This is a genomic window from Lacticaseibacillus paracasei subsp. paracasei, assembly GCF_000829035.1.
Lineage (GTDB): Bacteria > Bacillota > Bacilli > Lactobacillales > Lactobacillaceae > Lacticaseibacillus > Lacticaseibacillus paracasei.
The window spans coordinates 338,662-357,057 of sequence record NZ_AP012541.1 but is presented as its reverse complement, the minus strand read 5'-3'; the positions used below and the strand labels follow the sequence as shown (position 1 = coordinate 357,057).

Genomic DNA, 18,396 nt, shown 5'->3' with positions numbered 1-18,396 from the left:
ACAGGAGCTATTTGGCTTTGGGCGTAATGCCCGTCTGCTGACGAACCTTCTTTTGAAAATATTTGATTTTCTTGTCATAGTCGTCAACAACCGCGCGAACATTCTGCTGCCCTTTCCAACCTGAATATCCGAACATCAACATCCCCAGTGCACCCAGGACTATGAGCACAATGCCAACGATGTTTAACCACAAGGTCTTGCCATGGAAGAAGTAGATCAGAACAATGCCAACGCCACTGAGAATGGTGCAAAGTTGAAACCAGTAGCCTAGGTTTTTCAACATATGCTTCTGATAAGCAACTTCTTTTTCGTATCCCTTAGTCATTTCGTCAATTGTCATTTTGATTTTCCTTCTTCCATACACGTTCGTAGTTTAGTAAGACAGGCCAGGGTTGAAGAAACCAACTAGAACACCGACGAGCGAAACAACAACGAGTAGCAGCATGGTCCAGATAGCTGAAACATGCTTCTTCGCCATCAACCACCAGCAGAATAATGTTACAAGTACTGTCAGCAAACCAGGATAGATGCTGTTCAGCTTGTCTTGCAGATTCAGGAAGACTTTGCCATCAGCACCACGTAATTTGAGTGATGTTGTGACGTTAACCCATGATGCCAGAACACCACCAACAACCATACTGCCGACAATCCCGATAGCGTGACGAACAGCCGCGCCTTGTTTACCAACTAAGAAACTAACCGCTTGATCACCGAAGCGATAACCACGGAAATAAAGGAAACGTTGGCCAAAGTATGCCATCAATACCCAGGCAACAATGTAGAAAATCGCCCCGACTGGTGAACCGCCAGTCGACATACCAAGGGAAATCCCTAAGAGAATGGGAATCAAGGTCCCATCAATCAATGAATCACCAATACCAGCGATTGGGCCCATCAGGCCAGCACGCATATCGTTAATGGTCTCGCCGTCAATTTCTTTACCGTTCGCACGCGCCTGTTCCATGCTGGCCGTAATCCCGACAATCACGGTCCCAAGCATTGGATTGGTGTTGAAGAACGCGGTGTATGCGTGAATGGCTTTTACCTGATCATCATGTTTCGGATACAGTTTTCTGAGAATTGGCAGCATTGAAGCCATATACCCAAAAGTCTGCATATGTTCTTGTGAGAAGCAGGTCAACGCACCCCAGAACCAACGATGAAAAGATTTTGTCAGTGTTTTGTGATCAAGCTTTTTCATATCATTTGTCGTTTCCATGATCAAATATCCTCCTCATCATCGTCATCATCACTTGGTCCATCTGCTGGTGCTGCACTACCTTTTGAAGGTGTGTTGTTAGAACCAGACATCTCAATTTCATAAATAATAACCGCAAACAGTAACGATACAACTGTGACTGAGACTAAGTTCAAGTGTAGTGAAGCAGCAAGTGTGAACCCAACTAAGAACGGAATGAAATCAGCTGCTTTACCAACAATTTGCCGAAGCAGAATCGCAATCCCGACACATGGCAGCATGCCGCCGACCGTGAACAGTGTCTTCATGGCAATGCCGTCCATTGGTAAGGCACTACGCAAAGCTGTAACCGCCGTAGCACCATAGTATGTGAGTAACATTGTTGGTAAAAATGAGAACAATGCATGTGAGATCCAAGGCCAGCCAAAGTTAACAGCTGTTAATTTATCAAGCTTGCCATTATGAACGTCTTTCCAACCAAAGGACTGCCAAACTAGGTTCATTGTTGCAACAGCGTAGTACAAAACCGTCCCGACAGTTCCGACTAATGTCCCAACTGACTTAGCCAAGTTAGCAGCACCGCCACCCAGCGGATTCAATCCTTGCGAAGAAATTGCAACCATTGCTAGAGGAATCCCAATATAAGAAATAGCACGAACATCGGCAGAAACAGTACCACCTGGGGTAACCAATGCGATATAAACCAACTGCATCGCAACCCCGCAGGCAATCCCTAACTGAAGATTACCTAGAATAATGCCACAGACAAGACCCCCAACCAATGGACGGCCAATGGTATAATTACCAACCGCTTGACCAGCCATACATGAGTTGGAACATAAGCAAGCGAAAACACCTAAAATAGCTGCTTGAAACCAACTAATTGTCATTTTTCTTACCTTCCTTTTTTGTGAGCGTGAGCAGGAGCGCTTAGAAACCGGAGCATAAGTGGCCTTGGACGTGATGACTGCTCTTTGGTCATTGCGACCAAGGTCCTTATGTGCAGGTTTCTGCGACTGCGAGCGCGTTATTGTTCAACCATTAATACCCAAAGCGTGACTTGAATTTGTCCCAACTACCAATCCGCTGATCTGGCAACAGCGCAAACTCAACTTTATAACCAGCCTTCTCAATCGCTTCAAAGGCATCGCCTTCCTCTTGGGTAAAGGACTGATTGTCTCCGAGTTTGACCGCGTTGTCGCGATCATTACCTGGACCGACAACAACTGTTTTAATGTCGCCCGGCTTGAAGTTCATATCGACCAAGATCTTTTTCATATCTTGAGGACTCTTGGTGATGAGAAAATACTTGGTTGCTGAGTTCAACACCTTATCCTTAACCTTGTCAAAATGATCTAACGTCCAAACGAAGGTCTTCTTGTCAGACGCTGCCATATAGGCTTCCTTCAAAATCGGATTGTTTGCCGCTTTGTCGTTTACCGCAATAATCCCATCCATCGGGTATTCCTTGCCCCAACGAACCGTGATCAAGCCATGAATCATGCGATCATCAATACGTACAAACGAAATTGCCATTTTGCTCACTCCTTAAATATCGTCATCGTCAGAAGCTTCTGATGAGGTCGTCTGAAATTCTTTGATGGCCGCGGTTGCTTCTGAAAATGCTTTTTCTTTTAACGCTGAGTTATCTAAACTGTCTTTCGACATCAATGTGGTTAACGCCATTGGGAAGTTCATCCCGCCAAGAACAAGCGTATCTTGCAGCTTGCCATGGTCGTTCAAAATGTTGCAAACCGTTGTGAGTGGACTACCGCCGACAATATCTGCCAGAACAACAAAGCTTGCATCCTCTGGCAGGGTGTTTAGCAATGCCTCAAACCGTGTTCCAAATGTTGAAGCTGCTTCATCGGGTTTTAAACCAACCGCAATGACAGAACCAATCGCATCATCGCCCGCAAACATACCCAAGGTTTGCTTTAAGCCACTGGAGAAATCACCGTGACTGACAAGAAGCAAATATTTCATCTAAATCATCCCTTTATCAAGACTATGAAAATATGGATTTACCGCAAAAGGCGACAATCAACCGAAGTACAACTGAAAGTGATCCATTATTGTTCGGACAGTATTGCGGTTGTCCCCGCGAGGAACGCCCTCCCTTCTGCAATCGTTATGTAAGTCGTTTTCTCTCTATATCTGGACGTCAACAAGGTTAACGCTTACAATGATTATGTTAAGCACATTACTAATAAAAGTCACGAAGACGTTGTGCTTAATTTGCGGGAATAGTGCTTAAGGGGTGGTTTCTTTGAACGCAGTAGAAAAACTTTATGCGACAATTGTGCAACACTTTCCAACTGAACGAATCACAACTAATCAGGCTGCCGATGCAGTGGGGCTAACACGCGGCGTGACCAGTAGTTATTTATCTAAGCTCGAAAAGCAAGGCAAACTGCTCAAGACCGGCAGTAGACCAGTTTACTGGCAAGTCAAGCGGGACCATTCCGCTTTTGACGACTTAATCGGTTTCCACGGTAGTTTAAGCACTAACATTCAGCTGGCAATCGAAGCAATCGTCTATCCAACACATGGATTGCCGATCTTCATCACTGGTCCAGCCGGTAGTGGCAAGTTGCCATTTGCTCAGGCAATTTATCACGAAGCCATTCGTCGTGAAGTGCTTAAGAAAACAGCTGTGTTTAAAATCATTGATTGTGCCAACTATAAGGATCATCCAGGGACACTCAAAAAGAAGTTGCAAAGTGAGAACAATGCAACGACGGCAGATGGCACCGCCGAAAGTGGCTACTTGTATATTAAAAATGTGCAGATGCTAGGCTCATCAGATCAACACTATCTTTTCACGCACACCAACCAGCAACAAACCACTGCTTTTCGTTACATCTATTCAGGAACAACTGAAATTTTTAAAGCAGCGCGTGTCTGGTTCAAAAGTGCAGCGGTTCAGATTAAACTAAGCGCTTTTAGCGATCGACCTTTAAACGAGCGCATTACGTTTGCGGCGATGTACCTTCAACAACAGGCTGATCAAATCAATAAAGAGATCTTGATCGCACCAAACGAGTTGATCAAACTGGCAAATTTTGATCACGTCAATAACATCACGGCATTGAATAACCGTGTTCAGTTGCTTTGCGCTGGCGCCTATGCCAAAGCGCCTGACCACACGCAGCTACGGCTTGGTCAAACCGATACAAGTGCGATTCTGGTAACGCCTAAACAACAGACCTTGCAAGCAAGAATCACATCTTTGATCACCAGCGCGTTGCAGCTTGGCCCAACAACTGATACGCTTTTTAAGAAACTTTCTGACTCGCTAAACAATGGCGAGTCCATCACTGAACAGAATTTTCTTCTGGCGAAAGTGCTCAATCAAGTCGATACCATTGCTAGTGAAAAACTTCTGTCTGTATTTGCTCAAGCCATTCAAAAAGACGCCAAAACGTATATCACGCATGTATATGGTGTAACGTTTCCAAGCGACAATATTTTCTGGCAAAATGTGGCACTTGCCTTCGCATTCGCGGGTCTTTGTCGCGACAACTTGCCAGACACACAATCAGCACTGAAAATTCAGAAAGCAATCAAGCACCGTTATCCTCGAAGTTACTACCTTTTCAAGCACTTTTTGACTAAGTTAAAAGCGCAGTATGTTCAAAGCCCTTACTATTATTTGCCATTCTTCATGATGATGATTCATTGCGAAAGTAAAATCGAATCAGTGCAATACAATGCCATCCTGCTTGCTCACGGCGAACACACCGCATCGAGCATCCAGCAAGTGGTGAATTCGCTTTGCGGTAATTACTTTTTTGAGGCATTTGATATGCCCATTGATGTGACACTTGATCAAATCAACGGTTACGTTCAGGAATACCTAACCGATCAAAGTCCATCTGCTAAGGGTAATATTGTCTTATTCGATATGGGTTCTTTGCGCCAGATGTTCAGAGAAATTAAAAAGGTATCTGATCAAGAACTGATTGTGGTCAACAACGTAACTACTGCTATGGCGCTCGATATTGGCCTGCGCGTTCAGCGTAATGATGCCTTCCAGTCCATCGCTGAAGCCAGCGAGCAATATGGTGCAACAACTGAAGCCCAATATTACGAAGGCTTATCAAACAAGAAGAACATTATCGTCTCTTGCATGTCTGGCGTCGGTCTGTCTGAAGAAGTCAAAAAGCTAATTGATGCGACCCTTTCGCCAGCACTTGAAGTCATTGCTGTTGACTACAAAGAACTCCATACCCTGCTCACCAATCATGATCGAAAATTTTTCTCCAATACCCAGTTAATCTTAACCACCACCGATGTTGCTGGCGATATCGGGGCCGATATCGGCATTGATATCGTGAATGTCTATAATGTTTTCGATAAGGCTTCCTCACAAAAAATGCAAACTGTCCTACGCAATTGTGGTGAAAGCCCCCAGTCCATTAATGAACTCATTGATCGATTGGTTCGCTTCTTGTCGATAGAAGGTATCCGCGGCCGCTTGCAGATCCTGAATCCCGATATTGTCATTCAAGAAAGTCAACGCATTGTCTCCCACTACGAAGATTTCTACAACGTCAAATTCGGATCCAGACTAAAGCTCAATCTCTTCATGCACTTGTCCTTAATGATTGAACGCATGATGACCAGCAAACGCAGCACTACTTCAATTGATCGCGCAACCTTAACCCCCCCTGAGCAAGAATTCTTCTCCCTTTCCAGCGGCATTTTTCAGCCAGTTGAGCAAAAATTCAATATCAAGGTACAGGACTACGAAATTGCTTTGCTTTATCAACTGCTCAAGGACTTTATTTTTGTGGCGTGATCACATGACAAAAAGGCACGAAGGTGAACCATAATTTCCTCTTAGGACTTGTGATTCATTAAATTCCAAATAATCCACGAGAAGCAAAGGCCCCCACTGTCTGCAGCACAGCGGGGGCCTTTGCTTACTTGAGCCTAACAAGTACCTGTAAGTCCATCAAAACTACCACTTAAAAGTATTCTCTGAACAACGCAACTCATCATGAGCAGCTTCATATATTTGACAAGGGATTCAAGCTATATCTGCGACATTTCACGCGCTAATTGACGATGTTTTTCATAGAAAATCAAGTCACTAAAAAAGGAACCAGTCTGCTGCTGTTTGAAATTTATTTTCAACATCTTGAGCTTTACCTTCTATGTCAAAAAGGAGAGTACGCTGCTCCAGCGTAAGGTGATAGTTATGCTCGGTCATTTCATCTCTGATAAAACGACTGATTGGACGCACTTGTGTTGAAATATCGATAGCTGCCGTTCCCTAGATTGCATAATTAAAGTTACCACCCAGAAAATGTGAAAAAAGACCTGTCCGTTCTTGCTAAAATGGTGTTTGCATAACATACCATCTAGAGAGAAGGACAGGTCCCATGGCCATTATAACCTTAATTGAACGATCTCAGATAGAACTGATGCAACACCACACGATTCAATACATCGCCGCGACCTTAGGCCGCTCTCGTATTTCTATTAGGCATGAGCTTCACCGTTGCCCTGAAGGTGATTACTGCGCCATTATAGCTCAGGATCATGCCGATACTTGTCGGCATCGTTGTGGTCGGCACTCGATTTTAACGCCTAAGTTGAAGCGGATGGTAACTGAGAAGCTAAACCTAGGTTGGTCCCCTGAAATGGTCGGTTATGCCGTTCACTGTGCGCCACACACGATTTACCACTGGATTTATCAAAGACAAGTCGATTTTCAGCCAAGCCAACTCTTTGATCACGGTAAACGTCATAAAAGAAGACAAGACCTTCGGTCGCGCTATAACCAAGCAGTAGGCACCTCAATTGAGATTCGCAGTGAGTCAGCTAATCGGCGAACCGAAAAAGGACATTTAGAGATGGATACAGTTCGCGGTGGTCGCGGGTCAAAGGCTGCTGTTTTGACCATTGTCGATCGGGTGACACGTTTAATGGCGACAACTAAGCTTGAAAACTTATCACAAAATGCTGTTCTCAAGGGATTTGCAAGACTGATGGTGGACTTTCCGGGTCCGGTTCGATCAGTGACGGTTGATCACGGTAAAGAGTTTTCCTGCGATCAGGCGCTTACAAAGCGCTATCGGATACCGGTTTACTTTTGCCACGCCTATCACCCGAATGAACGGGGCACAAATGAACGGTTCAATCGAGAACTTCGCTACTATTTCCCGAAGGGAACACAGTTTGATCAGGTTTCAGAGACCGATATTCAACAAGCCACAGCGCTTATCAATAACAAACCTAGAAAATGTCTCCGTTGGCAAACCCCAGTTCAAGCAGTGAGCAAGCCTCTTTCTAGGTGGTAACTTTATTATTGCAATCTAGGGTTCAGGATCCACAATTCATCATCTCCCCTCAGAAATGAAAGTATCAAAATGGTAGCTACCAACAGTAACTACTATAAGTGAATTTATTCACTAGTCAAGATTATTTTTAAATAAAGTTGAGCCTTTTTTTCCAAAACTCTTGATAAACAGCTTTCTATTTAAACAAGTCTAGCATTCTCTTTTGTGCACTTCGTTACAATTACAAAAATCCCCACAAAAATAACCTTGTTTCCAAAGCTCGGGACAAGGTTATTTGAAAGCTATTATTAAAAATCGCAAGTCTTGATAACTGATTTCACTATCGGGTTAAGAATTCAACGCCTCTAATCGCTTCTCTCAACGCCTCCACCAACCCCCGATAATCCACTGTCCCATAATCATTCACATCCACTCGAATCAACTGACCTAGCTGAAACGTCTGGTAGCCTCGATCTTGCACGCGATTGCTAAACACTTCAAATGTCGGCATGCCATCAGGCGTTTCGCTGATGTTTTCGAGTGTATCACCGCGATGATAGTGATTCATGAGATGACCAAGATGACGGGGATCGGATAGGTCGCGTTTTCGCTGGCGATCGTAGAGTACCTTGATGTCTGCTTCTAATCTGATGGTGATAACCGCATAGTGATGTTTGGCTGCCAATTTTTCGAGCGCTGGTTTTTGCAATCGGCTGAAGGGATAGTCGCCCAGAATCATTTTGTGTTCCTGCATCAGCATGCCAATGCCGCGGTAGTATCGTGCTCTCGCTTCTGCATCGAGGAGTTGCTTTTCCTCAAGGTTATCAAAGCCTAACTCATCGTAAAGATGTTCTTTAAAAAGATCGAGCGGCAGGGAGACGAATCCGCTGATTGCTTGCATGATCTTATTTGCAGTATACGTTTTCCCCGTGCCTGGCGCACCTGCTAGCAGGACCAAGATCTGCTTTTGATCGCTCATCATGTCATCCTCTCCTCTAGACGGGCTCCCTAGCTCGGAAGTCTTCATCTAAGGACCTTGATCGCAATTCATCACAGTCACACGTCGACTTCTAGCCGGGTTACGCTCTTCCCCACTTACGCGTTAATTGGCACTTCGGCATCTTTATTTAAGAACAAACCACTCTTGTGCTTGACGATATCGTAGACAACTTGGTTGCATGGTTCGATGTTGTTCCGCAGCGAGTTGTTGACCTCGGTCTGACCGAACATTTCTTTGGCTTTCCGGGTCCAACCAACTAATAATTCGGTCCCAACATTGAACTTGCGGAAGCCGTTTTCGGTCAAACGATGATAATCAGCTTCGTTCACGCCGGTACCGCCGTGAATGACCATTGGTTTGCTGATTTCTTTGTGCAATTCTTCAATCAAAGGCCAGTTCAATTCGGTCTTTGATTTGAATTGGCCGTGGTGAGTACCAACGCCGACAGCTAGTGCTTCGACATCGACGTTATTCAAGAAGGCAATGGCTTGTTGCGGGTCAGTATACCGGCCTTCCTTGACGGTCACACCTTCTTCAGTCCCACCGATTGTGCCGATTTCGCACTCGACTGAAACACCATGTTCATGTGCATAGTCGGCTACCCGGCGTGCCCGTTCCATGTTTTCCTTATTCGGCAGCGCTGAACCGTCAAACATCACAGAGGAATAGCCAGCATCAATGGCTTCTTTAATGGCATCAAATGACTTAGCGTGATCTAGATGCAGATCAACATCGACTAACAGATCTTGCGCCATGGATTTGCAAACCGCAACAAAGTTCTTCATGCCAACGTATTCAGCCGTCGCAACACTTGTTTGAATGATAATTGGCGATCCTGCATCCTTTGCAGCCGTGATCATTGATGGCACCATTTCCAAGTTGTGCGCATTAAAAGCGCCAACTGTATAATCAAGTGCTTGCGCTTCATCCATCAATTGCTTTAAGTTCTTGTACATAGTAGATTGCCTCCCAGCAGATTAATAACCAAAACCTGACCGCATAACCCGTTTGGACATATCGAGCAATGCATCCGTTTTTGTGACCCATTTTTGAATGTCGTCATCATTTTTCGCTTTTGCCGCTTGTTTTCGCTGCGTCTCGTATAGGTTCAGCAAGGCATTGTATGCATCCCCAAACTCTTCTTTATCTTTGACACTCGCTTCATAAGCTGCGATTGCCTCTAAGTCGTTGCCTAATTTAACCTGAGTAGCGCCTAATTGGTTGTATAGCAGGTGGCGTTTGTCTTTATCATCGGTTATCTGTTCAATTTGAGTCGTCAATGCCGCCACTTTTTTGGTTAGAGCAGCAGCTTCGGTTGTCGAAAGTGATTGATTGCCTTCTTTTGGCACCGCGGATGGGTGTCTCTGCGTGTCTTTCTTTTTAAATAAACTGCCAAACATAGTCGTGCCCCTTTCTTTAAACTGCTTTAAGAATCGGCGTTAGGATCCAGGCATACATCAGCATGGCCACGATCGTATCGGAGTCAGTTGCCGAAGCATTCACGAAGCCAAACGAGGTCAAGGCCGTGACTAGCAGCGCTGGCAACAAGGTGATGAACAGGCCGTGGATAATGCCGCCAATGATGGCCCCGCGGCGGCCGCCGACAACGTTTCCGAAGATCCCTGCAGTCCCGCCAGCGAAGAAGTTAGTTAACATCCCCGGCAGAATGACCGCGAGTCCGAAAACAGGCATCAAGAACATGCCAATGACGGTCCCAATAGTTGTCGTAATGAAGCCTAAGATGACCGCGTTTGGTGAGAATGGGAACAAGACTGGACAGTCAAGTGCTGGTTTCGCATTTGGTACCAGTTTCATCGCAATACCACGGAAAGCCGGAACGATTTCACCAAGTAAGAGCCGAACGCCCGCAAGCAGGACATAGACCCCGACAACGAACTGAATGCCCATCATGAAGGCATTCATGATATAGTTCAGACTCGTGCCGTTACCGGCGTACTTAGGACCTGCAAAAGCCGCGGTGATCATAAACAATGGCACCATCACAACAGCAACAGAGAGATACGTGTCTTGCAAGAATTCCATGTACTTTGGTAACTTGATGTCTTCAATCGAGTGTTTCTTTTCGCCACGTTCACCGAAGATCCAAGCGGCGCCTGCTTCTACCATGTAGCCGATCGTACAAAAGTGTCCTAAAGCAATGGCATCGCCCTTGGTAATCTTACGAACAAAAGGCTGAGCAATGGCTGGCATGGCCACCGCGAAAATCCCACCGATGACACTACCGACAGCAATGGTCACAACTGAATTAAAGCCAGCTATCTTGCCGCCGACAACCGTCATGGTCGACATCCACAACAGCGCCTGTCCGGTTAGAAAAATATATTTCCATGGCGAGAACCGCGCAATGATAATGTTGACAATGAAGATGCCCAAAAAGGTTAAGGCAATTTCATTTCCCAACCCCAGCGTATTCATGGCTTGACCATTGATCGCCTCAATGCTGGGTACAACCCCTTTTAGGTGAAAACCATGTTGAAAAATCTTTCCGAAATACGTCAGTGCTGTGACAATAATGGCGGACCCTGCTGATAATACTTGAAATCCCAGCAGTGTCTTGAAGGTTCCAGTTAGGACCGCGCCAAAGGACTTGCGTTGTAGAAGTAAGCCAAGCATCGCGATTAACGCAATGGTGATGGCTGCCTGAGTCAGAATATTTTGAATAATAAAGTTAACCACAACCATGATTGATTCCCCCTTTTAAACGCGATCACTGGCGCAGCAACCGCCACATAGGGACCTTGGATGCAATGGCCAAAGCCCGACCATCACATCCAAGACCGCTTATACTCCGGTTTCTAACCGCGCCAGCTCACGCTCTGTTTAAACGCGATCACTGACGCAGCAACCTCCACATAAGGACCTTGGATGCAATGGCCAAAGCCCGGCCATCACATCCAAGGCCGCTTATGCTCCGGTTTCTAACCGCGCCAGCTCACGCTCTGTTGTTCAAGCCGATTTTTCTGATAACTCTTTGATAACTGGCACGAGCTTGGCTTCAATTTCGTCTGGATCAACAATGTTGTGCAGAAAGACAAACTTGATGGCTGGATCGAGGTCATATTGTTTGAACTGCGAAGCAAAATTTTCCGCCGAGACAATGATGTCCGTCCGTAAACCTGGTGTTGATGAAATCGCCTCATGTTCAAGGTTTTCATCTAATCCCAAACGGTTTAAAACATCTTCTGCAGTCATCTGGCAAGCTAAGGAAGAGCCTAGGCCGGCACCACAGATGAAGTAAATCGTTAATTTCCTGGTCATTTAAATCGTCTCCTTTGACGTTTTCTCGTTGAATAAAATGTTTTTAAAGGTTTGAATATCTGTTTGTTGCGCCAGCTGATCAACTTTTTGCTGATCATTGATGAGTTGGACAATGGCTTTCATGACATTGAGATGCGAATAATTATCGATCGCGGCCAGACAAAAGATGATCTTCACGGGATCATTGTCTGGATTGCCAAAGTTGATTGGTTTTGCCAACGTTGTGATCGTCACGCCAAGCTTCTTTGTCCCATCCTCTGGCCGTGCATGGGCTAGCGCGATGGCAGGTCCAATGACAATATACGGACCGAATTTCTTAACTGAATCAATCATTGCTTGGATATAATTTTTGGTAATGTAATCCTCGTCAAGCAATGGTTTTGCTGAAATACGGATCGCATCTTCCCAATCATCAGCTTTCTGTTGAAGCTGGATCTGGTGATCGTTGATTAAATCTTTCAACATAGGCTGAACCTCCCTTTCATTAATTTCGACATGGTTCTCCTTGAATGCTGCTTGCAGATCAGCTAATAGTCGTTTATCAACTGTCACCTGATGGGTTTTCAGCACATCCAGAACTGTGCGAAATAGTCTTGTTGGATCTAACGTACGGCCTTCGTACTTAGTTAACGTTGTGTGTTTCTTCAAAAACGCTGCAACTCGGGTCAAATCAACTTCTGAAGGAATGGGATTAACCTTCAAACTCGGGATTTTATCGATTGGCATGTCGACTGTTTTGAAAACTAAGCTGACCGGTAATTTGCGGAGAATGCCAACTTCAGACGTGCTCAAAACGGCAAGAACATCAATGTTAAACCGTTCCTCCAGTTTGGCTGCCAACACTCTGCCCGTCGCCGTGCCGAAATTGCAGACAACTGCGGCTTGATACTGATAGTCTTGGCGCTGGCGATCCTCAGCTTGTGTCGCTGAGAAATACATCGCCAGAAATGCCTTCTCATCATCAGACATGGTCAGCTGATAGCGTCCCGTCTTGAAGAAACGATCAATCGCGTCATAGATCGGCCCATAGCCCTGCTGAATGGTCTTTCTCAGCGGATTAACCACTTTGACATGCTGTGACAAGCGCTTGAACAAAGCGGTCATATGGTTATATAGCTCTTCGAAAAGCTTTTCGTTTTTAGAAAATGGAAAGCCAATTTCAGTTTCCATATGATCAATGAGCGCAACGCTGAAAATCTGGGCCTTGACCCAGTCGTCAAGATCAATCGCACCGCGGCGATTAAAACTGTTGATCAGAAAACCGACATAACCTAACTCGCTGGCAACATCAATTTGTAAGGCATAATGCTGAATGAGTTCATTGAGAAACTTGGCATTTTCCTTATTGAGATCAACGGCAGTTTCATCATCTTTGACATAGTGCCCGCTGCGAACACGGTGTAACCAGATAATGAGTAACACGGTCACTTGCTGGCTGTACATGTCGTTGGCGGCCAAGGCCCCTTTTGGAAAACAACGGCGTAGTAAGTCCCGGATATAGGTCACATCTTGTTTGGTAAAGACTTCCTTCATCTTGTCGACATACATCCCGCTGGCGATTAATTGCTGGGCAATCAAGGTGACCAAAGCATGTTGCCGTGTTAGGACATCCCCAAACATCGTTCGAATTGATCGCTCGTTGCCTTCAATCTGTGCGCCTAACTTTGGGCTGGTCGTGAGTGTTAGATTGTATTTTGCTAGATCAGCCCGCAAGTTGCGGAGATCAGAATCCATTGAGCTTTTACTAATCTGCATCTTTTCTTGTTCATCGACGAGATAAACCGGTTGGGTGGCTTGAAGCAAATCCAATAAGAGATACACAGCGCGTTGCTCAGGGGTTAAAGCGCCTTGACTGATGCTGTCAAAATCAAGGACGTCAGACAGCGAATGCCGCTGTTGCGTTGAAATATGATTGTAGGCGACACCTCTTTTGATATCGAATAAGGGCAAGCTTTTCTCCGCCAAAACTTCATTTAAAACCTGAATCTCATTTCGAATCGTCTTTGTCGTGACGTTGAATTGCTTGCCTAAATCAGATAAAGAACTTGCCGAACTGTCCAACAATGTTCGCAGAAGATTCGTCAATCTTTCTCGCATTGCTTTGCCTCCTTACAGCTTCTATACTAAGCAAGCGCTTACATGCCGAAAAGTAGAACCTTTTTCCTTAACTTGGGAAACGAAGTACACCTTGCTCATCATTCTTCAAGTTTCAGCCTCGGTAAGTGACAAAAAGCCCCATAACGGCTAGGCTTGCCTGCCTAACAATTATGGGGCATATGAATTTTTGAGGCTGAGCGGACATCGCCATTTTCAGCGCGACGAATTGTCAACTCAAGTGCAACTTTTTACCCATGAAGACTTCTGATGGCGTCTTCCAGCCTAAGACCTTGCGTGGTCGATTATTCAGTTGTTCAATGTAAGTCTCAATTTCCTGGTCGCTCTGAAGGTCTAGGTCTGTGTTCTTGGGAAAGTATTCTCTAATCAGTCCGTTGGTGTTTTCGTTAGTTCCTCGTTGTTGAGGCGCGTGTGGGTCAGGAAAGAAGACCTTTGTATTCAGACGTTCTGCCAGCTCCCTGTACCGGGCAAACTCCCTTCCACGGTCAGGAGTCACTGTTCTTACTCGGTTAGCTGGTAAGGCACCAAGCAGCTCAATCATGACGTCTCTAACAGTGTCAGCTTTTGCGTTGGCCGTTCGCTTCGAAAGCAGATAGCGTGATTTACGGTCAACTAATGTTACTAATGCAGAGTGTCCTGTTTTACCGCGTACTGTATCGCCTTCCCAGTGACCAAACCAGCTGCGATTTTCTGCCGACCGGGGTCGGTCGTGAATTGATGGCACGTCATTGAAGCGCCCCCGGCGTTCATTTATGGTGCCTTTGATTTTGCGCGTCTTGCCTCGGTGTCGAAGCAGCCTTGGTAGCCCGCGAGCACCATGGCTCTTCAATGGAACACCGAGATTATCTAGGTAGATACCTCTGTAGATAGTCGAATAGCTGATGCGAATAGGACTGCCTTCTAGTGACAAGCGACCGGCAATCTGCTCAGGCGACCAATGTAGCACCGTGATATATCGAATGACAGCGTCACGAGTCCCCGGTCGATCGAGGATCCGAGGACGCCTGCTAGCCAAGCGAACCCGCCGGTAGCGGTCCTGAGCGGTGGCTGCCGAATAGTTCCGCCAGCCGCCGTTACGTGCAATTTCACGGCTGACTGTACTCTTGGAACGACCTATCTCTTTGGCGATGGTATCAAGAGTTTTGCCTGTAGAGATACCAAGCAGTATCGATTCACGGTCTTTTAAGGTAAGATGGGTGTACGGACTCATAGTCGAGTTCTCCTTGTAGTTGGTCTTGTGGTGATTCCATTTTACAAGGACTCAGGCTATGAGTCTTTTCTATTTGACTAATTTGTTGCACTTGAATTGTAAATCCATCGCATCAAAAAAAGGGTCTACACTTTCTGGTGTTGAGAAATAATCAACACTGAACGTGTAGGCCCTTTTTGGATAACGCAAAAAGACACCTACTCAGTGTCCATGCTATGCTTGTTAGCGTCGAAACCAAAAGCAAGCGAGGTTATGAGTAAATGTCCCAATACGATCCTACACTGTCCGTCCTTGGAATACCAGACCATAATATCAAAGTTGCCTTTGTTCGTCATGAATATCGCGGCAACGGGGTACGTCGCCGCCAGTATCATGTGATTGATGCCGAGCTGACTTACCGGTTAACCCGGTGCCCACTGTGTGGCTTTGAGGCCTTGCACCCTAACGGGTTTTATACGGCCCACGTGCGCGTCCTCAATGGGGTTGAAATGCCGACAGTCATTGACTTGCACAAGCAACGATGGCGCTGTCATAACTGTTACCACACAGTCAGTGCCAAGACGCCACTCGTGCAACCCAACCACACGATCGCCACTCACATGACAGAGCGAATCATGAAGTTAGCGCATGAACGGTTGCCAGTCAAAACCATCGCCCGTATTATCGGAATCTCAGCTTCCTCGGTTCAACGGATCATTGACCAAAATCTCAAACTCCGACCGGCTCGCCGGCTGCCCACGCGACTCTGCTTTGATGAGTTCCGTTCTACTCATGGCATGATGTCGTTTATCTGTCTTGATGCCGATTCACATCGTCTGATTGCCTTGCTTGGTGATCGATTCAACCGCACGATTAAAAACTTCTTCATCGCTCATTATTCACTCGCTGAACGCACTCGGGTCCAGACGGTCACCATGGACATGAATGCAGCTTATCAGACGATTATTCATGAGGTTTTCCCCAAGGCCCAAGTCGTCATTGATCGGTTCCATATCATTCAACTTGCGGCTCGTGCCCTTGATCAGGTACGCGTCCAAGCGCTCAAACAGCTTGATGACAAGCACAGCCGTCCTTATAAGATCATGAAGACAAACTGGCGGCTTTTTCATCAAACTGCGCCTGACGCTAAACACAAACAGTTCCTGTTTGGTTTGAATGAATACGTCACGCAACAGGAGGCCATCGATATCGCACTTGATACTGAGCCCAAGCTCAAGCAAACCTACGAGACCTACTTAGCGCTTCATGATGCCTTGATGGTGAAGAAACATCCCACGGAACTGGCAAACCTGTTAGCTACTTACGAGCCAAACGGTACGGCAATGGACATGACGATCGCGACGCTTAAGCGACACAAAGTCGCTGTTCTCGCCGCTGTCACCAGCCCTTATTCCAACGGTCCGATCGAAGGGGTTAACCGCCTCATCAAGTCACTCAAACGATCCTGTTTTGGCTTCAAGAATCAGCTGAACTTCTTCAAACGAATCTACCAAATCACGGCATAACATGACAAAGACGGCTCCCCAAATGGAGAACCGCCTCAAATGATAAATTTATTCTTCAACACCAGTTGACGTAGAGCCCAAAAAAAGCGATTCTCATCTGACGAGAACCGCCTTTAAGTCATTCAAGTTACTGTTGTGCTTTCACGTAAGCCGTCGCCTGCGTTCCTGCTTGGCGACCAAAGATCACAATATCGGCGACGGAATTGCCACCGATTCGGTTGTCGCCGTGTAGGCCGCCGGTGACTTCACCGGCTGCGTATAGTGCTGGGATTGGTTGCTGCTTCTTTGTCAGCACCTCAGTCTTGGTGTTGATCTTCACGCCACCCATGGTGTAATGGATGCCTGGGGCGATTTTGAAAGCATAGTATGGGCCGGTGGTGAGGCCATGGTCCATCCCAGTTGTCCGACCAAACTCGGCATCCTTTTTGTTGGTGACCGCTTCGTTCCAAGTTGAAACCGTCTTGGATAACGTGGCCGCTGGCACCTTCATTTTCTTGGCGAGTTCATCAAGGGTTTTGCCTTCGACACCGAGCTTGTCCTTGATATAAAAGTCAATGGCACTCGACCGTTGGCGGACGCCTGTATCAATCACGACCCAAGCATCCTTACCTTTTTGCTTGTTAATGGCAGCGGAAACCTTGTCACGGGTATTCATTTCGTTATAGAACCGCTTCCCGCTTTGGTTAACTAAAATGCCGCCTTCACCGCGGGTCGCTTCACCAATGAGAATATGCTTGCTTTGGTTAACAGTTGGGTGAATTTGGATCTTATTCATGTCGATCGCATAGCCGCCGACTTTCTCGATCATCTTGATGCCATCACCGGTTGCGCCAGCTTGGTTAGTGGTGACGTAATGAGCCAGATCAGGGCGATATTTCTTGATCATTTGCTTACTTGCCCCGAAACCGCCAGTGGTCACAATCACAGCCTTGGCTGCGATTTTTTTCGTCTTGTCTTGATTGATCTTGACGGTGACCCCGCTGATTTTACCATCTGTTTCATTCAACTTGGTAACATCTGAGTTCACAAACAGCGGAATCTTTTCTTTTTTGACTTCTTTCACGAGCCCATCAACGAGATAACCGCCAACGGCTGAACCATCGTGTGGCCGATGCGTGCGCTTGACCGACATCCCACCGGAAATCGTCAATTTGTCCAGCTTAATCCCAATCGAATCAAGCCAGTCAATGGCGCTGGCTGAGTTGTCGACAAAATAGCGCAGCAGTGCTTTGTCATTCGTCCCGCCGCCACCTTTTAGCGTTTCTTCATAGAACTGATCATTGCTGTCCTTAACCCCTTGGGCAGCTTCAACTTTCGTCTGACTGGCATTCATACCGCTAGAGGCTTTCAGCGTATTCCCGCCAGCAACGGGCATTTTTTCAAGAATGACGGGATTCATCCCTTGCTGCTTCGCCTCGATGGCAGCTGTCATCCCGGCACCACCAGCACCGACAATCACGATGTCATACTTGCCCTTCATCGTTTTCGGATCTGTGTAGGCCTGCTGTGAAGCCCCGCTAGTGACCTTGCTGCTAGCTGCTTTGTTTGCTTTTGAACTTGACGAACTCGACTTTGAACTCGCCCCGCTACTGCAACCAACCAGCACGACACTCATCAGCGCCAACAGCCCTGCGATTTTAACCCACTTTTTCAAAACATAGTCCCTCCCTTATGTTGTTGTCTACGTGAATAGATTAACAAAGTAGCGAAACCATCTCAACTTAACCTTGAGTTTGATGATATAAACGTTAATCGTTTTGCAAGAAAGCGAGCTTAGAAGCAGGAACGAAGGAAGACGA

16 protein-coding genes and 1 pseudogene are annotated in these 18,396 nt (G+C 46.2%); 3 read left to right on the top strand and 14 right to left on the bottom strand.

What is annotated here, in order from left to right; genetic code table 11:
* Positions 1 to 7: 7 nt before the first annotated feature.
* The 5 genes from LBPC_RS01740 to LBPC_RS01720 form a co-directional block, all read right to left on the bottom strand.
* Positions 8 to 340 (bottom strand): PTS sugar transporter, encoded by a 333-nt coding sequence (locus LBPC_RS01740; protein WP_003661535.1) that lies wholly within the window; start codon positions 338 to 340, stop codon positions 8 to 10.
* Positions 341 to 373: 33 nt separating this feature from the next.
* Positions 374 to 1,219: a PTS system mannose/fructose/sorbose family transporter subunit IID gene (locus tag LBPC_RS01735; RefSeq protein WP_003563328.1), complete on the bottom strand. Its 846-nt coding sequence runs from the start codon at positions 1,217 to 1,219 to the stop codon at positions 374 to 376.
* A 2-nt stretch (positions 1,220 to 1,221) separates the two neighbouring features.
* Positions 1,222 to 2,088, bottom strand: coding sequence for a PTS mannose/fructose/sorbose/N-acetylgalactosamine transporter subunit IIC (locus LBPC_RS01730; RefSeq protein ID WP_011674177.1), 867 nt, complete (start codon positions 2,086 to 2,088; stop codon positions 1,222 to 1,224).
* 151 nt (positions 2,089 to 2,239) lie between these two features.
* The gene (locus LBPC_RS01725; protein WP_003563323.1) at positions 2,240 to 2,734 is read right to left on the bottom strand and encodes a PTS sugar transporter subunit IIB; all 495 of its coding nucleotides are present in this window, start codon (positions 2,732 to 2,734) and stop codon (positions 2,240 to 2,242) included.
* 12 nt (positions 2,735 to 2,746) lie between these two features.
* Complete coding sequence (locus LBPC_RS01720; RefSeq protein ID WP_003661531.1) at positions 2,747 to 3,184, bottom strand: PTS sugar transporter subunit IIA; 438 nt, start codon at positions 3,182 to 3,184, stop codon at positions 2,747 to 2,749.
* A 283-nt stretch (positions 3,185 to 3,467) separates the two neighbouring features.
* On the opposite strand from LBPC_RS01720, the gene LBPC_RS01715 reads away from it, so the two are divergent.
* Positions 3,468 to 6,002 (top strand): PRD domain-containing protein, encoded by a 2,535-nt coding sequence (locus LBPC_RS01715; protein ID WP_032781052.1) that lies wholly within the window; start codon positions 3,468 to 3,470, stop codon positions 6,000 to 6,002.
* A gap of 294 nt (positions 6,003 to 6,296) precedes the next feature.
* Here LBPC_RS01715 and LBPC_RS17210 read toward each other — a convergent pair.
* Positions 6,297 to 6,476 (bottom strand): annotated as a pseudogene (locus tag LBPC_RS17210) (hypothetical protein); the annotation flags it as partial.
* 112 nt (positions 6,477 to 6,588) lie between these two features.
* Here LBPC_RS17210 and LBPC_RS01705 point away from each other — a divergent pair.
* Positions 6,589 to 7,509, top strand: coding sequence for an IS30 family transposase (locus tag LBPC_RS01705; RefSeq protein WP_003574021.1), 921 nt, complete (start codon positions 6,589 to 6,591; stop codon positions 7,507 to 7,509).
* A gap of 319 nt (positions 7,510 to 7,828) precedes the next feature.
* Here the strand turns inward: LBPC_RS01705 and LBPC_RS01700 are convergent, their stop codons facing one another.
* From LBPC_RS01700 to LBPC_RS01670, 7 genes are all read right to left on the bottom strand, one after another.
* Complete coding sequence (locus tag LBPC_RS01700; protein WP_011674056.1) at positions 7,829 to 8,470, bottom strand: P-loop nucleotide/nucleoside kinase family protein; 642 nt, start codon at positions 8,468 to 8,470, stop codon at positions 7,829 to 7,831.
* Between the two features lie 113 nt (positions 8,471 to 8,583).
* Positions 8,584 to 9,444 carry a class II fructose-bisphosphate aldolase gene (locus LBPC_RS01695; RefSeq protein ID WP_003563251.1) on the bottom strand — a complete coding sequence of 287 codons (861 nt, stop codon included), beginning with the start codon at positions 9,442 to 9,444 and terminating at the stop codon, positions 8,584 to 8,586.
* A gap of 21 nt (positions 9,445 to 9,465) precedes the next feature.
* On the bottom strand, positions 9,466 to 9,888 hold the full coding sequence (locus tag LBPC_RS01690) for a hypothetical protein (protein WP_003604285.1): 423 nt from the start codon (positions 9,886 to 9,888) through the stop codon (positions 9,466 to 9,468).
* 16 nt (positions 9,889 to 9,904) lie between these two features.
* Positions 9,905 to 11,191: a PTS sugar transporter subunit IIC gene (locus LBPC_RS01685; RefSeq protein WP_003661526.1), complete on the bottom strand. Its 1,287-nt coding sequence runs from the start codon at positions 11,189 to 11,191 to the stop codon at positions 9,905 to 9,907.
* Between the two features lie 264 nt (positions 11,192 to 11,455).
* A complete protein-coding gene (locus LBPC_RS01680; RefSeq protein WP_003563244.1) occupies positions 11,456 to 11,767 on the bottom strand; it encodes a PTS sugar transporter subunit IIB in 312 nt (103 codons plus the stop codon).
* Entirely contained in the window at positions 11,768 to 13,864 is a 2,097-nt protein-coding gene (locus LBPC_RS01675; RefSeq protein ID WP_003563240.1) for a BglG family transcription antiterminator, read from the bottom strand.
* Positions 13,865 to 14,093: 229 nt separating this feature from the next.
* Entirely contained in the window at positions 14,094 to 15,092 is a 999-nt protein-coding gene (locus LBPC_RS01670; RefSeq protein ID WP_016377049.1) for an IS30 family transposase, read from the bottom strand.
* 260 nt (positions 15,093 to 15,352) lie between these two features.
* On the opposite strand from LBPC_RS01670, the gene LBPC_RS01665 reads away from it, so the two are divergent.
* Positions 15,353 to 16,597: an ISL3 family transposase gene (locus tag LBPC_RS01665; protein ID WP_003577841.1), complete on the top strand. Its 1,245-nt coding sequence runs from the start codon at positions 15,353 to 15,355 to the stop codon at positions 16,595 to 16,597.
* A gap of 127 nt (positions 16,598 to 16,724) precedes the next feature.
* Here the strand turns inward: LBPC_RS01665 and LBPC_RS01660 are convergent, their stop codons facing one another.
* Positions 16,725 to 18,251 carry a flavocytochrome c gene (locus LBPC_RS01660; RefSeq protein ID WP_003661524.1) on the bottom strand — a complete coding sequence of 509 codons (1,527 nt, stop codon included), beginning with the start codon at positions 18,249 to 18,251 and terminating at the stop codon, positions 16,725 to 16,727.
* Positions 18,252 to 18,396 lie beyond the last annotated feature (145 nt).